Source organism: Metabacillus sp. cB07 (assembly GCF_016839225.1).
Taxonomy (GTDB): domain Bacteria; phylum Bacillota; class Bacilli; order Bacillales; family Bacillaceae; genus Bacillus_P; species Bacillus_P indicus.
Genome location: NZ_CP069296.1, coordinates 2114555 through 2130153 on the forward strand (window position 1 = coordinate 2114555; position 15599 = coordinate 2130153).

13 protein-coding genes are annotated in these 15599 nt (G+C 32.1%); 1 reads left to right on the forward strand and 12 read right to left on the reverse strand.

Features of this window, described 5'->3' with window-relative positions; all coding sequences use genetic code 11:
• Positions 1 to 16: 16 nt before the first annotated feature.
• From JOJ89_RS10625 to galE, 8 genes are all read right to left on the reverse strand, one after another.
• Positions 17 to 1813 carry an ABC transporter ATP-binding protein gene (locus JOJ89_RS10625; RefSeq protein ID WP_203287258.1) on the reverse strand — a complete coding sequence of 599 codons (1797 nt, stop codon included), beginning with the start codon at positions 1811 to 1813 and terminating at the stop codon, positions 17 to 19.
• Positions 1810 to 3006, reverse strand: coding sequence for a nucleotidyltransferase domain-containing protein (locus tag JOJ89_RS10630; RefSeq protein WP_481825255.1), 1197 nt, complete (start codon positions 3004 to 3006; stop codon positions 1810 to 1812). Before JOJ89_RS10630 ends, JOJ89_RS10625 begins: the two co-directional genes overlap by 4 nt.
• Positions 3003 to 3455, reverse strand: a complete 453-nt coding sequence (locus JOJ89_RS10635) for a lasso peptide biosynthesis B2 protein (RefSeq protein ID WP_203287260.1) — start codon at positions 3453 to 3455, stop codon at positions 3003 to 3005. The genes JOJ89_RS10630 and JOJ89_RS10635 overlap by 4 nt, the downstream gene beginning before the upstream one ends.
• Before the next feature lie 17 nt (positions 3456 to 3472).
• Positions 3473 to 3769, reverse strand: coding sequence for a lasso peptide biosynthesis PqqD family chaperone (locus JOJ89_RS10640; RefSeq protein ID WP_203287262.1), 297 nt, complete (start codon positions 3767 to 3769; stop codon positions 3473 to 3475).
• A complete protein-coding gene (locus JOJ89_RS10645; protein WP_242524590.1) occupies positions 3762 to 4706 on the reverse strand; it encodes an HPr kinase/phosphorylase in 945 nt (314 codons plus the stop codon). The genes JOJ89_RS10640 and JOJ89_RS10645 overlap by 8 nt, the downstream gene beginning before the upstream one ends.
• 97 nt (positions 4707 to 4803) lie before the next feature.
• Complete coding sequence (locus JOJ89_RS10650; RefSeq protein WP_203287263.1) at positions 4804 to 4926, reverse strand: paeninodin family lasso peptide; 123 nt, start codon at positions 4924 to 4926, stop codon at positions 4804 to 4806.
• Between the two features lie 4 nt (positions 4927 to 4930).
• Complete coding sequence (locus JOJ89_RS10655) at positions 4931 to 6868, reverse strand: asparagine synthase-related protein (protein ID WP_203287265.1); 1938 nt, start codon at positions 6866 to 6868, stop codon at positions 4931 to 4933.
• 114 nt (positions 6869 to 6982) lie between these two features.
• On the reverse strand, positions 6983 to 8014 hold the full coding sequence (gene galE / locus JOJ89_RS10660; protein ID WP_203287268.1) for a UDP-glucose 4-epimerase GalE: 1032 nt from the start codon (positions 8012 to 8014) through the stop codon (positions 6983 to 6985).
• Between the two features lie 180 nt (positions 8015 to 8194).
• Between galE and JOJ89_RS10665 the strand changes: the two genes are divergently transcribed.
• Positions 8195 to 10354: a right-handed parallel beta-helix repeat-containing protein gene (locus tag JOJ89_RS10665; RefSeq protein WP_203287270.1), complete on the forward strand. Its 2160-nt coding sequence runs from the start codon at positions 8195 to 8197 to the stop codon at positions 10352 to 10354.
• 62 nt (positions 10355 to 10416) lie between these two features.
• On the opposite strand, the gene JOJ89_RS10670 is transcribed toward JOJ89_RS10665, so the two are convergent.
• Genes JOJ89_RS10670 through JOJ89_RS10685 form a run of 4 tightly spaced genes read right to left on the reverse strand, consistent with a single transcriptional unit; the run spans position 10417 to position 15570 of the window.
• The gene (locus JOJ89_RS10670; RefSeq protein ID WP_203287272.1) at positions 10417 to 11472 is read right to left on the reverse strand and encodes a glycosyltransferase family 2 protein; all 1056 of its coding nucleotides are present in this window, start codon (positions 11470 to 11472) and stop codon (positions 10417 to 10419) included.
• A gap of 1 nt (position 11473) precedes the next feature.
• Positions 11474 to 13240, reverse strand: a complete 1767-nt coding sequence (locus tag JOJ89_RS10675; RefSeq protein ID WP_203287274.1) for an ABC transporter ATP-binding protein — start codon at positions 13238 to 13240, stop codon at positions 11474 to 11476.
• Positions 13241 to 13282: 42 nt separating this feature from the next.
• Complete coding sequence (locus JOJ89_RS10680; protein ID WP_203287276.1) at positions 13283 to 14470, reverse strand: glycosyltransferase; 1188 nt, start codon at positions 14468 to 14470, stop codon at positions 13283 to 13285.
• Entirely contained in the window at positions 14467 to 15570 is a 1104-nt protein-coding gene (locus JOJ89_RS10685) for a polysaccharide pyruvyl transferase family protein (RefSeq protein WP_242524591.1), read from the reverse strand. Before JOJ89_RS10685 ends, JOJ89_RS10680 begins: the two co-directional genes overlap by 4 nt.
• Between the last annotated feature and the right edge of the window lie 29 nt (positions 15571 to 15599).

The window sequence follows — 15599 nt, forward strand, 5'->3', positions numbered from 1 at the left end:
AGGCTTTCCTTTTTCATTAGACACTTGCGTCTCTTTGATAATTCAGTAGTTTTCCGAACAAATTCTTCTTGTCCTTCTCTAAATGTCCAAATTCACCTTTCTGGATGATGTTCCCGTTATCTAATACTACAACTTGGTCTGCGTTTTTAATGGTTGAGAGTCTGTGTGCTATCACTACAATTGTCATACTACCTTTTAATCTCTCTATTGCTTCCTGTATTCTAGATTCATTTTCTGTATCTAGAGCACTTGTAGCTTCATCTAGTACTAAAATAGCAGGCTTTCGTAAAATAGCTCTTGCTAAAACAACTCTTTGTCTTTCGCCCCCTGAAAGTCTCACTCCTCTATCTCCTAGTATTGCATCTAAACCGTTTGGAATTTTTTTAACGAAGTCAGCTGCTGAAGAAAATTCTAGAGCACTCCACATTTCTTCATCAGTGGCATGTTCTGCCACCATTTTTAAATTTTCTCTAATCGTCCCATTAAATAAGAACGGTTCCTGAGGCACATAACTCACAGATTGACGAAGAGACTGTAAATTTTCACTATTTAATGGCATTTTATCTATTAATACTTGACCGCTTTCAGGAATATTTAAGCCCATAAGAATGTCAATCAATGTGCTTTTACCAGCTCCCGACTTGCCAACAATTGCTGTCATTTTGTTTATAGGAATAACAATATTTATATTTTTCAAAGCGTATCTATCAGTATTTTGAGAGTATCTAAAAGAAACTCCTCTAAACTCGATATCGGATTTATACTCAAGAGAGGATTTTAGTTTTCCACTGAAGGATTGATGCTCTATGCACTCTCGACATTCTAACTGTAGGTTTTTTACAGCCTGAAAGGATGGAAGCATTGTAGCAATTTGCTCCAGAGAACTTTGAATTCCAGCAACTCTTGGCCACAACCTTGAAAAAATAACAATAATAAGCATTAATTGTCCTGTCTGTGCGTGAAAAAGATTAACCGCAATAAAAATAAAAAGGGCAATTAATACTGAAGAGGCAGTCTTATAATATAACTGAGAAGTTGCTCTTATTGTTGAATATTCGATTTGTTCTTTTTTCATTCCAAGGGTTATTGAATTAAACCAATTCAATTTCGACCTTTCGAGTGTATTACTCTTTATATCTTTTATTCCATTTATCTGATCAGTAATACCAGCTAAATATTCTTTACCCAAAGTGTAATTTCTCTTCCCCAAAGCTAATGAAGACTTTAAAAATTTTCTATTCAAAAAGACAATAACTGCACCGCAAATCAATAGGAATACAGTGATAATTGGAGAAAGAAGTAGAGCAAGTCCTATTTGTATTAATGTAAAAAAAAGAGATGCGAGAAATTGCAGTAAGGAGTGTGTACCTGCACTTGAACGGGCTATTTCCGTGGTCAAAATATTTATCAAATCAGATTTGCGATTTTTAATGAAGAAATTCCAGTTGGCATTTAGTAAGGATTTATAAGTGTCCACTCTTAATTGTCGAAAAAAACCTTGCTGGATCGTAATATTCTCAATTGTTATTTTTCGCTGCAAAAAGTTTTGCAATACTGAAATTGTTACAAAAAGGACTAGAACAATTGGCAACCCTAAACTTTTCGGCATAGAATGAAAATATGAAAGGAACCAGTTAAAAGGAGTATCCCCGAGCTGAATTTCAAAGAGACCAGTAAAACTTAGCATTGGAATCAGCAAGAGTATACCTATACCGTCCATTAAACTAATAAATACGGTGGCCAATAAATTTATATATAGTCGCTTCCCAGCAAAACCGTATATTTGCTTCAAGAAATACATAATAAGATTCAAGATTTTTGCCCCCTAAGATACCTTGTCTCTTTTAATGTTTTCCTCCAAGCCCACAAAAAAGGGTGTAAAATAAAATATAATGAGTGATATCGTAACGGCAGCGGCAACGTCTCTGCATCTTCTGGAAAAGGAAATAAGAAACTTATGATATAGTTTAATTTTTGAGTATTTGACATCATTGCAAAAATGTATTTTGCATGATATTTGCTTACGTAGTCCGGGACAGGATCTGTATGCAGATTCACTCTGTTTTCCAAGTAAAATATGGCTGACTGAGCGGTTTTAACGGATTTTTCTCTATTACTTATCTTGTTCAAATAAGGTGGAATTTTTGTGCTAAGTAATTCAGCAGCTAAAGTAATGGCTTGGACTCCTTCACTTTGCATATGATAGTTCTTTAGACTTTCATATATTTTACTCCAATCCAGGCCGCTCCCAATCAATTGCTGGATATCTGCAAGCCATCTGAGTCTGGACCAGCCATGTCTTGCTCCATGTGAAACAAGGAATAAAAATAAGTGTTCTTTTCCTAAAAGATAAATTGGAGAAGCAGCTAACTGACTTCTCTTTTTTTGGGTCCAAAGTTGTTCAAAACCAGGCTCAAATCCAGGTGCAGGATTTAAGCGCCAATGAACCTCTGCTTTTATTTTTTTCTCGGGATGAAAATAGGTGAAGTGGTGATGTCTCCATTTCCAATCACCGAGAATGGTCTTTATGTATTCGTTTTTCTTATATCCCATACTCTCTAGTAAAGCTTCGGTTTTATTAAGTTCTTCAAAAGGAACAATAAAATCAAGATCACTACTAGTACGTAATGAAATGTCTCCGTACAATTCATGAGCAAGGGCAGGACCTTTTAGAAAAAGAACACGTATTTTTTCGCTCAAAAGCTTTCTGCTTATTTGTTCCATTTCAGTACATAAAAAAAGCATTTTAAACGTATTGAACTTAAATTTGTCTTCCAAATAGCAAATAATATGTTCTGGTACAATGTCAACAGGAATCAATTTTAAACGCGGATAAATTAATGGATAGACACGATGATGAATACAGAGTTGTACAAAGTTTTGCCAATCAATTTTATGAAACAAATTCTTGCTTTTCTCTTTTAAGAGTTCAGGACTCTGATTCTTTAAGAGTTCAAGGATGATTTTCAATTCTCTAGGTAACTTGGATAAGTCTAGATTCATCATCCAATCCCCCCATTTCTTTTCGCGAATTTTGCAACAATCGTGAATTTCTCCATTCCTTCTGAACCTGTGACAATATAAGGTCCGCTTCTTAACCAAGCATGAGCAGAAAGGTTTCCAGATTCACTTCTAGCAGTCCCTAGATACAATGTACAATCAATCTTCCTCTTTTCAAGCATCTTCATTGCAGCAATAGCTTTAACAAGACATTGACTCTCCCAGAATGTGTATTTGCTCATTATTTGAATTGCCTGAGACACATTGGTTAAGGTTTTTTTATGAAAATCATTACAATCATAACTTGTTTCATCCATTTGCTCCCCTAATTTCGGAGCAATCTTTGAAAAAGGAATAAATTTCATAACGCGTCCGACACCTAAATAAAATACCGATTCCAATAACAGAGATTTTGTCTGGAAATTCAATGAATGGAACAGCAAGAACTTCTTCAACTTTGTTTATCCCTTTCTTAATAAAAATTAACTATAATTAAATTCTCTTTTTTCAAAGAATCAAGAAATGAAAGAACCTGTTTTTCACATTCTTCTCTGTCAACTTGATATTGTAAAATTAAAGCTTCAATTAAAGCAGAAAAAGATATCGGCTTTTTAAGCAAATCCCAAATAGCACCACCCGTTTCTCCGAAATTGTAGTACTTACCATTCTGGATGCTTAGCATTACTGTTTCGCCATTCATATTACTAACAATATTTCCTTCAACTTGGCATATTGTAAAATTAGTCGTAGATAATGAAGAATTAGCCATTGATGGTTTCCCCCTTTAGTGAAACTTCTACTATTTTTCTCGCCAGATCGTTAGCAGTGAAAAGGTCTGCTGGCCTATTAAGCTGGAAAATATTAATTTTTTCTGCAAGTGCTGCTGTTGTCTTAAAATGCCATTCAGTCAAACCCATCTGAGAAATATAAAAATTTCTATATGTATGATTGTATAATGTTTGCAAGCAACTCAACTTGTTTAATGGCTTTAAGATAACTTCTGAGCCATCATATTTGTTTAATTCAATAACACCTGAGAGCGGCAATGGGTTGTGAACAAATTGATTATTAACCGGAATAGAATATTTTGTTTCTCTATTAAAAATACTTTTATAGTTAGCAGAGTTCATCCCGAATGCATTAAGGCTTTCTAGCCAAAGCTTTTGATGAGGATATGCTGGAGTCACAATAGGGATATTGTCACTATTAAGGGTTACAGGAATCACATCGTCAGTTATGAGCTTACACCCCATTTTCATGAGCGCTGAAGCTAAAGTGGATTTTCCGGCACCGGAATCTCCAACTATTGCGTAGGCCTTCCCATTTACTTCAACTGCACTTCCGTGTAAAGGCAATATCTTTCTTTGCAGTAAAATAGCTCCCATACATGACCCAAGTAGATAAAGTCTTATAAGATCTTCATCCGCTTCTTCCAATGGCCAAAAACTTATTTGGCAGCCTTTCTCTACCATGAAAATTCCAACGGATTTAATTTGAAAACATATAAAATTTTCATTAATAAAAAAGGAATTTTTGTTGTTAATTAATTGCTCAGGATAGTCTTTAACGTTTTTTTTTATTATCTTTAAATCAGTATTACTCTCTATTCCTTTAACTTCCAGTAACTCCAAAAGGTCTATGTCTGATGTTAAGTTTAAACCGAATGCTCTGTACATCTTCACATTCTTTTTCTTTATCGTTATCAAAAGACCCGCTCCCAAAAGAAAAAATAGTTTCGAAAATATTACAAGAATGTATCCTTACACAAAATTGTGTAAGGATATTTTCTTGAAATTGGTATAATTAGCTATAATGAACCGTTTCATCTACATCATCTTGAACTGCATCTGGAGATTTGATTCCAGGTCCAGCCATAGTCATACTTACTTCCAACACTTCTAACTGTGGTGTTTGCCAAGTTTTCATATTTTCACCCCCTTTCAATTTTAATTAAAAATTTGTAAAGTATTAAAAAACGCATCAATATTCTAAACTCATAGTTAAAAACTAAATGTGGCGAAATATTCTTGATTTTTGAAAAGCAGTTAACCAACAATTTTTTGTCAACAAAATAATCTATTCTTGGGTCAATTAAAGCGTAGTTTAAATCTTCCAAGAATTCTTTCCAAACTCCTGTCATTCTGTGGACTCCATCCGCTCCCTGAACACCCCTTGATCTTTGATTCAGTCTAACGGTATCAGGTAACAATCCTCTCGTAGCATTTCTTATCAGTGCACGATCTAGTCCGTTTTTTACAAATAGATCGTCTGGAACAGCTAAACAAAAATCAACTACTCGCTTGTCATTGGTAGGGTCCCTTTCCCACAATGAATATTTTAATGATAACTTTGTTCCAATAGTCCCATTTATAGCCCAAGTATGTAATTGATTGAAGTGATTAATCTTTATTTGAAAGGCATCTTCTTTCCGTTGTCCATGAATGTCAATTTTATAATCAATTAATTTCTCGAACACCTTGGTTTGATTTGCAAAATCATTGTTAATCCATACTGGAAAATGATCATGATTGTTTTTATTGTTCATATTAGGTATTGGAAAAACTTTATTTCTGAGTAATTTCAGTATTCTTTTTTTATCGACACCAATATTCCTGCTGTATTGATTAATTTCCTTGTTTAAACTGCTAAATTTCATTTGTTTTAACATCTTGGCATAATGGTCTAATGCTGGTCCAAATGAAATTGTCCAGTTTCCTCTTTGACCATTTAAAAGAATACCTATCCCATGACTAGCAGCTTGTTCGTAAATTCCTTGAAGCCAGAAAGAGTTTTCAAAAAATTTGTAAGGCAGCTCCATAATTTCCAGAAGTTCATCAATGACCGAATATGGATTTTTTTCTGAGAAACTATAGTAGTTATCTGTAATGTTGCCAATATATTTAACAGTTTCTTTGATATACGGTTTCTCATTGGCGACTCTGTATCTGTGTGTCCAGTCAACGAAATCAGGAACAGGCACATAACTAAACGTGTGAAGTCTTTTTTGATTCGCTTTTAAAGTTTTTGCCGCAAAACTAGCAACAGATCCAGAATCCAATCCTCCGCTTAAATGAGATCCAATACCTTTAAAAGTTCTGACCCTATCCTCAACTGCTCTATTAAAAACGTCATTAAATGCTTCTATATATTCACCGTTTGAGTTTAGATGAAGCTTTTTAGAATGATCAAATGTAATGTATCTGCCTAGTGACAATTGACCATCTTTAATTTTTAAATAGTGGGCAGGGGGAATCTGAAAAATATCTTTATAGACAGTCTCTCTAGAAGAAACCGAATCCGCTGCAAATGGAATAGCAATAAATTCAGCTATCCAATCTTCGTTAATTTCTTTGTTAATATAAGGAATTGAAAAAAGCGGTTCTAAAATTGTGCTAAATACAAATTTAAATTGCTTTTTAGAATAATATAAGGTTCTAGTACCAGAAAAATCTCTAGCAGCGAATAATGTATTTTTATTATGATCCCATATAGCAAAAGCGAAATCTCCAATCAAATTCCCTGGAGTATCATCACCCCATTTTTTATATGCCATAAGAATCAGTTCACTATCGCTAATCTTGCAGAGAGCAGATCGATCTAAATTCAGCATTTCCAATAATTCAAGTCTGTTATCGATAATTGCATCAGCTGTAATGGTCATGTTAAAAGCTGAATCGTAATATGGCAGAACTTCTTGTGCCGATTCTGGCGTGATCCATTGAGCATGGCATCCGAGAAAAACATGTTCAGCATGCCATAATCTAACATCATCTGATGGAAACCTCTCTAGTACACGCATCATAGCATTAGCTTCTTCAAAACGAACAGGTTCATTGTTTAAATTCAATATTCCAACTATGGCGCTCATGGTCTCACTCCAAGGGTTAATTCTTTTATAAGAACTAAACATTCTATATTAAGAACGATACATTACTTTTGTACTCATTGCAATAAGTTTTGATATGGATATCATTAAATTTTTCTAATTAATTCCGACTTTTTGATTAATGTAACCTTCAGGATTTTTTACCTGCCAATTCCAAGAGTCTCTGCACATCTCCTCCAAATCTTTTTTAGCAGCCCAATTTAATTTTATCTGTGCCTTTGAACAATCAGCGTAACTAACAGCTAGGTCTCCGGGCCTGCGTTCAGCTAGTTGATAAGGAATCTTTCGACCAATTATTTTTTCAAAAACACGAACGATATCCAGCACGCTATACCCTTTTCCTGTACCTAAATTATATGCTCCTATCCCTTTGCTACGAGTAACCTCTTCCAATGCTTTTAAATGCCCTTTTGCAAGATCCACTACATGTATGTAATCTCTAACTCCAGTTCCGTCCTTTGTTTCGTAATCACTGCCAAATACCGATAAATATTCCCTCTTCCCAATGGCAACTTGAGTCACGTAGGGTATAAGGTTATTGGGAATCCCACTCGGATCCTCTCCAATTAAACCGCTTGAGTGTGCCCCTACAGGATTAAAATATCTCAGTAATGCAATACTCCAATTTGAATTTGCAGCAGATAAATCTCTTAAAATCTCTTCAATATAGAGTTTTGTTTTTCCATATGGATTCGTTGCACTTAGTGTCATTTCTTCTGTCAGTGGCATTTGATTATTAGCTCCATAAACAGTGGCTGATGAACTGAAAACCAAATTACGCACGCCATACTTTTCCATCAGATTAAAAAGAACTAAAGATCCAGTAATATTATTATGATAATATCTCAAAGGAACTGCCACTGATTCTCCAACAGCTTTAAGTCCAGCGAAATGAATGACTGCATCTATCCTCTGCTCCATAAAAATCTTTTCTAATTTTTTTTTGTCTGCTATATCAATTTTTTCAAAAATAAAATCTCTGCCAGTTAGTTCCTTTACTCGTTCTAAAGACATTTCATTTGAATTACTTAAGTCATCTACTACAATAATGTGATGACCTGAACTTAATAATTCTATACAAGTGTGTGAGCCAATGTAGCCTGCTCCTCCGGTTATTAGGATGTTCATAAAATCACTCCTTTTACTTATGTTCTTAATAAAGAACTAATTGTGTAAATAATACTAAAGTTTCCAATAGGAATCAATGATAAATAATATAAATTTTTCCTTTTTGTCCAAACAATTCTTGGAAGACCAGAATTAAATATAGTATAAAATTACTAAAGTTAATTTATAAAGGAGTTTACAATGTATAACACATCTCCATACTATGTTGTTGAATTAAATCGCTGGAATATAAAAAGTGATGGAACAGATGCAGTTAACACAGTTACAGGTATTAACCAAGCTTTCAAATGGGCAAATGATAATAACTTCCTAGAAGTCATTCTTCCAGCAGGAGTTTATCTTATTGCAATGAACGCTTCAGTTTTACTCCAGAGCAACACTCATTATAAGTTTTACGGTTGCCAGTTTATTATAGAGTCAAACAATTTGTCCGGTTATTCAATCATTAGCTGCGATGGCGTTAAAAATGTAACAGTTGAGGGAGCCATACTAAAGGGAGATAGAGAAACACATAATTATTCAAGCGGTGGAACCCATGAATGGGGTTATGGACTTGAGTGCAAAAACTCCTGCTACAATATAACAATCAAAAATTGTGAAGCCTTTGAATGTACAGGAGATGGTTTTGCTACCTCTATGGATTTTTCTGCAATTGGCGGTGTGCAGCATCCAGCTCATTTTGCAAAAGGTGACGTTGACTCCCAGGGAAATATTGATATTTCAAGAATAAACTACACCACAGTTACTAAGTATTTCGATGTAACTGCCCCTTTAGTTAAATCTGTTGGATATTTTTATTATGCGGGTGACGGTTATGGTGGTTATGGCACTGGCAGCAATTTAAATAAAACACCTATTAAAGTTCATTTTTACAAAGAAGACGGTAGCTATTTAGGTTTCAAAAACATTCGGTCCTATGAATTTATGTATCTTGAATCATTACCAGTTGGTACCGTAAAAGTCAGATTTTCTTTCCTTCAAAATTATGATGCAATGAATGGAAACCTTCACTACGTAATGTGTGCTAGAATCCCTCAATATATTTTTTTTATAAATTGTAAATCTTATCGAAACAGAAGACTCGGTGCATCAATAAATGGCGGGAGATTTATCACCTTTGAAAGTTGTGAAATTTTCAACAATAGCAATAGAATGCTTAATTCCAGCGGGACTAATCCAGGTTATGGTATTGATGTAGAAGACGGTTATATGACTAATCAAAAAATCACACTAAAAAATTGCAATATTTATGATAACCGAGCTGGTGCATTTATCTGTATTAGCACTAGAGGAGTACACATTGAAAATAATAAATTTAGAGGGTCATTCGTTTTTTCCGGAAGCGGTGATGATTATCTATCCATAAATAATACTTATTATGGAGGAATTTCAGGTAGATCCATTACGAGCGGTAATGAGTCCGACGGAACATTTTGTACTTTTAGAAATGATTCAATCTTTGGAGAAGCAATAACAATATTGTCAGGTAATACTACGTTAGATAATTGTGTTTTTTCCAAGTCAACACTTTCATTAAGTGGCGAGACAGTTAAATTATTTAATTGTAAGTTGACATTTGATGATCCGGATCGAAATGGGACGTTTACCTTTAGCAGTAAAAATGTAGAGATCCACGATTCAATATTTGATATTAGAAGATCAAATATTGGATTTACTGCTAATTACAATACTAGCGATAAAGTAACCCTATCCAATGTAAAATTCATCACTGTTGATGGCGGTGGAGGTCATTATGTTGGCACAAAAAAACTATTCATTGATCAATGTGAGTTTATTCATATTGGAACTGCTGCTAACTATAGTAGAATGATGGTTTCTGAGAATATGGTTATAAAAGATTCTTTATTTAAAAACCTATCTTTAAGAATTGATGGTGGAGACATATATGGTCCAGAAAAATTAGCACAAGACACCGGATATGTCACACATGTATTTAAAGATAATAAATTCATTTGGGATGTTCCATACTCAACATACACTCATGAAGCCCGCGGTCCTGGAATTGCCTTTCTATATATTCCAAGATTAGAAGTATCAAATAATATTTTTAGTGTCATTGATAAAGGAACTTCACTTGGATCAATGTATACATTGAGAATATTTACAGAAAACTATCTGAAATTGGTGAAAAATACAATTACCACATCTAAATCTATCTCTTCTGTCACCAAGGGAACCATTACATTAGATGGAGCATTTAGAAAAGCAAATTCAGTAATTAGTATACCTAAGACAAATTATATCAATTTAAATAACGAAGTAATAAACTCAGAAATTCTGCTAACGAATTCTTTTAATAAACAAACGTTATTACCATAAATTAAAAATGAGTATGTAATTTAATTGTAATAAACTAAAAAATCACATACTCTATCACTTAGTTAGGAAATTCTAGATATTAGCTTCCTAATAAATCTTTCAGCTCTTTTTGAGTTATATAAATTCAATCCAATCTCAAATAAGTAATCAATATTTTTAAACTTTATTGCATTAAGATACTCCATTTCAAAATATTTCATCGATCCTTGATTATCAATAGCTTCTAAAATTATACTATTATTAATATATTTTTTTATCTGGTTCTTAATTTGTAATTTACTAAAGTTGCTGCAAAATAAATTATGTAAGCATGTTTTAAATGTATTTAGAAGCATTATGCTTATTCCATTTAAATGAGCAGCTTTATTTTCAGTATAAAACTCATTGATAACTTCTTTTTGGATAGTATAGCCATTTATAATATCGTCAAAAAAATAAGGCATGTACTTGCTAGTATATCCACCGAGTCTATAATTGTAGAATGGTTTTGTAATAATTTTCAAGCTGTTGGCTTTCAACAAAACTTCCATATTAATATATAAATCATCACCTAAAAAGTGAATTTTTTTTGCATATTTTCCACTGTCTTTAAATAATTCTTTCTTATATAACTTTGCACATAATGACGGAGGAAATGGATGTCCATGAAAGTAAGCTGTTAATAATGTATTTTTTATATCTTCATTGTTATAAATTTTTTCTCTTCGAAAATATATGCTTTTGTTTTTACGCTTTAAATATAATTTATCGCTTAATACTTTTTGCATATTGCAAACCGTAACATCAACGTCACAATTAATTGTATTAGAATACATTACTTCTATGGTTTTCCTATGAATCCAATCGTCAGCATCAACAAACATCACATAGTCTGCTTTAGATACTTCCAATCCTTTTCTTCTAGTGATGACACTACCTTCGTTATCTTTATCAATCAGAACAATTCTATTGTCAATTGCCTTGTACTTTTTACAAATTGACAAAGTTTCATCTGTTGAACCATCATTAACTAAGATTATTTCTAGATCAAAAAATGTTTGATTTAAGATTGACTTTATACATTTTTCAATTTTTTTCTCAGCATTATATATAGGAACGATCACACTAACTTTACTCATTCTATGCACCCCATGTATTTTCTACTGAAGCTAGTTTACCTTTGTTAATTTTAAATACTAAGTCACAATTCTCAATGGTGCTCAACCTATGTGCAATAATGATAAGTGTTTTCTCTCCTTTTAATCTTTCTATTGACTTCATTATTCCTTTCTCTGTTTCATTATCTAACGCAGAAGTTGCTTCATCCATGAAAATTATTTCTGGATCATTGTATAATGCTCTTGCTATTCCGATCCGCTGTCTTTGACCACCTGAAAGTCTTACCCCTCTCTCTCCAACTTCTGTATTCAATTTATTTGGTAAAGAATCTACAAAATCTTTTAATTGTGCCTTTTCTAAAGCATTCCATACAGCTTCTTCATCAATATCATCTTTTGGTATTCCAAATGCAATATTACTTGATATTGAATCATCAGTTAAAAAAATATTCTGTGGAATGTACCCTATGTTCTTCTGCCAAATCAATATTTGATCCTGAATATTATGTCCATCGACTAGAACCTGTCCTTGCTCAGGCATTAATAACCCTAAAATAATATCAACGATCGTAGTTTTCCCAGCACCGGATTCTCCAATGAATGCTACTGAATTACCAATGGGTATAGTTAATGTAATATTCCTAATTGAGTAATCCTTTTGATTTGGATATTTAAAAGATACTTGTTTTAGACATATAGAATTCCTAAAAACCCTATTTTCTTTTCCTATAGGAGATGTATTATTATAAATTGTTGTACTATCGTATATTTTTTTTGTGTTTATCATGTCTTCGTTTATAACATTCAATGCTGGTTGACAATAACGGATAGTAGAAATCATTGCAACAACACGATTAATAGAGGGCATTAATCTAAATGCAGCCATTGCAAATAACGCCATGGTTGAGATTAAACTTGAAGCGTTATCTTTCTGCAAGACCACAACAACCATCGTAATTAATACAACAGAGACTAACAGAGTTTCTATAAAATACCTCGGAACATGATCTAACATTTTCATATATAAACTATTATTAGCTTTTTTCTGATTTTGCAGAGTGTATGAATCAATGAAGAAATCTTGTTTTCCTGATACTTTAATTTCTTTACTAGCTCCAAGTCCTTGGTTTATCCATTTGATTAAATTACCATTGATTTTTTGTTGTTCTGTACCAAGGTTGCTTATTTTTCTTCTAAAGTATTTAAAAAAAAGAAGGATATTACTAACCAATAAAATTGAACATACTATTGTTGGTATAGGGGCTGAAAACATCAATAATGATAGTATGCAAAATATTACTAGTATTTCTGTGAACAATTGAAAACTTGACATGATTATTCCTTGAAATATCTTAGGTACTTCTTCATTTACATTCCTAAGTAAATCTGCAGTATTTCTTTGAAGATGAAAAGTATAAGGTTTAGTTAAATATGATTTAAATAATTTTCTAGAAAGTTTAACTTGCTGATTTAAAATAAGTTTGTTTTGTATGTAATGGAAAAATAGAAGATAAGAGTTTTTCAGTAAGAATATAAGTATCAAACACATTGCAGAAAAAATGATAAAAGAAATTTGCGAATTAAAATTCATATTGTTATAAACCAATGTTAAAATTGGCTCCTTATTTATTGTATTTGGGTTAGTGACAATCCCAATAAAAGGAATTATAATACCTATACTAATAGTTTCTAATAAAGCAGCTAAAATCATCATGAAAAAAATAAGAATAAGTAACTTTTTTTCATTTTTATTAAATAGCACAATGATTTTCATCAAATTTTCCTTCATTATTTTCACACCTCTTTATAAACTTACCATCATATTATTGAGTCAGTTGGTTAACTTGTATATTTTTTCTATTTCATTCGATTTAAAAATTTCTTTTTCTAAATTTCCAGATAACTTATTCAACAGTTCCTTGTCGTTTACTAACTTTATAATAGCTTCATATATTTTTGATGGATCTACTGGGACGAGTAAGCCTGTTTCATTATTTTTTAATTGTCCTTTTGCACCTAGAGTATTAGTTGAAACAATGGGTTTTTTAAAAAATCTTGCTTCTCCTAGAGTGAGGCAAAACCCTTCGTGTCTAGATGGCTGCACATAAATATCACACTCTTTGATGTATGGGTAAGGATTTGGGTTATTTCCTAATAAGATAAATTTACCTTTTAGATTGTTTTCTTCTACCATCTTTTCATAATAGGATCTTGATACACCTTCTCCTAAGCAATACCACTTTACATTGTACCCGGATTTTATCAACTTTGATAAAGCTTCAATTGCTAAGTCCTGGCCCTTTTCAATAGTTAATCTGCCAACTGTCAGGATTCTAATTCCATCAAATTCGTCTAAATATCCTTTACCAACGTTAGCTAGGGTCGTAATGGATTTTGTAGGAATGATATTTTTAAAAACTTCTGTTTTAGAACTGAGATGGGGCATAATATTAATTAAATTGGTTTTTATTTCTTGTGAGACTACAAACACACAATCAAAAAAATTATACATTCTTATTTCAAAAGAATTTCTTATGCTTAATTTGGAAATATCAAAATGTATCCACTGAGCTTTTTTTTTCGCCTTAATCTTATTTAGAACAAAATAGCTAATAAAATCCATTGGCCCCGCATATGCCACTGCTAAATCGTATTCTATATTCTCCATTTCATATTTAGATAAGACCTTTTTAAAGTATATACTTCTATCATTTTTGACTTTTGCATATAGATGGGTAAAAATTAATTTAATACCACTTAAAATGTTTCCTTTTTTTAATAAGTTAAGTGAAGTCTGCAGCGGTGGATTATTAACTAAGTTCTTTATTTCATCATAATTTTTTACAATTTTAATTATTACGTGTTGAGGTATATGACTTAAAAAACCACCGTATTCTTCTAACATTAAAATTGTAATTTCATATTTTTCTTCAGGAATTTCTGCAATCATATTGAGTAAGGCCTTCTCAGTTCCACCTACATTCATATTGATAATCATAAAGATTATTTTCTTTTTCATATAACACCTCGAAACACATCTTGGTTAATAAATTGATCTATGGAAGCAAATTGATTGATTGCTACTTGACTTACTTGATCTAATTTCATGCAATTAGTCCATGTTTTTTCAATGGTTTCACAGTCGTACTGTAACGATAGCTCATCCATATTGATTATCACATCGGTATGTTTTAAGTCTTCTAACATATTTAATGTTTTGTTACTGTATATTATAGGCATCAATCCAATTCCAAGTAACAGTCCCAGTATATTGGCATGAAAACGAGCAGCAATCAACAATTTAAAAGAAGCTATTAAACTAATAGCTTCTTTTAAATTGCCCTTATATTCATAAATATGAACACTTTCTTTTACTTTTGGAGATAGATTCAATAAGATTTCTTTAATTACTTTTAAATCACCTTCTGAATCACAAAATGAAATCAAATAGCATTCAAAGCCTTTATCAACAAAATTTTGAATTGCTTTAACAGTACTATTTACATAGCTAACATGATAATCAGATAACCCATGTTTATGTCTTACGTCAATTATTGAAAAGCCGACTTTTTTCTCCATCTTAATATGCTTGTAATTTGAAATATCCATCTGGAACACTATATCAGGTGCGTATCTTACTTGCTTTAAATCTTTAAATAAATGAAAGGAATATTGATCTCTAAAACATACATCATCACATAACCTAAAAAATTCTTTGTAGTTTTGAAAAAAATCATCAGTCTTAAATGGTCCAAAATTAGCTCCAAGGACGAAAACTTTTTTATCTTGTTTTTTAAATTCATTAACCATTTTTAATCGTTCATTGTATAATGCATTATGATATGTTTCTTCTCTAAATATAGACCCGCCTATAAATAATAAAGCATCATGATTTTCTGCAACGTTATCATAATTTGATATAGAGTCTGAGATCTTTAAACGCTGCCCAATTTTATTAAGAAGTGTATACTTTCTTCTTTGTACGTTATGATAGTTTTGAAAAAAATTATCATAATTATTGCCGAGATAGTTTACCGTAAATAAGCAGTCTGGAAATTTCTTAGCAAGAATATCTAGAAATAAATCATCACCAAGATTAAATTGCAGATAAATGTCCACGAAGATTTTCTTCAAATTTCTCACCACAT

Coding starts and splice junctions, on each gene's coding strand:
- JOJ89_RS10630 (WP_481825255.1), bottom strand. CDS start 3,006: ATGATGAATCTAGACTTATCCAAGTTACCTAGAGAATTGAAAATCATC.
- JOJ89_RS10640 (WP_203287262.1), bottom strand. CDS start 3,769: ATGGCTAATTCTTCATTATCTACGACTAATTTTACAATATGCCAAGTT.
- JOJ89_RS10650 (WP_203287263.1), bottom strand. CDS start 4,926: ATGAAAACTTGGCAAACACCACAGTTAGAAGTGTTGGAAGTAAGTATG.
- JOJ89_RS10655 (WP_203287265.1), bottom strand. CDS start 6,868: ATGAGCGCCATAGTTGGAATATTGAATTTAAACAATGAACCTGTTCGT.
- galE (WP_203287268.1), bottom strand. CDS start 8,014: ATGAACATCCTAATAACCGGAGGAGCAGGCTACATTGGCTCACACACT.
- JOJ89_RS10665 (WP_203287270.1), top strand. CDS start 8,195: ATGTATAACACATCTCCATACTATGTTGTTGAATTAAATCGCTGGAAT.
- JOJ89_RS10670 (WP_203287272.1), bottom strand. CDS start 11,472: ATGAGTAAAGTTAGTGTGATCGTTCCTATATATAATGCTGAGAAAAAA.
- JOJ89_RS10675 (WP_203287274.1), bottom strand. CDS start 13,240: ATGAAGGAAAATTTGATGAAAATCATTGTGCTATTTAATAAAAATGAA.
- JOJ89_RS10680 (WP_203287276.1), bottom strand. CDS start 14,470: ATGAAAAAGAAAATAATCTTTATGATTATCAATATGAATGTAGGTGGA.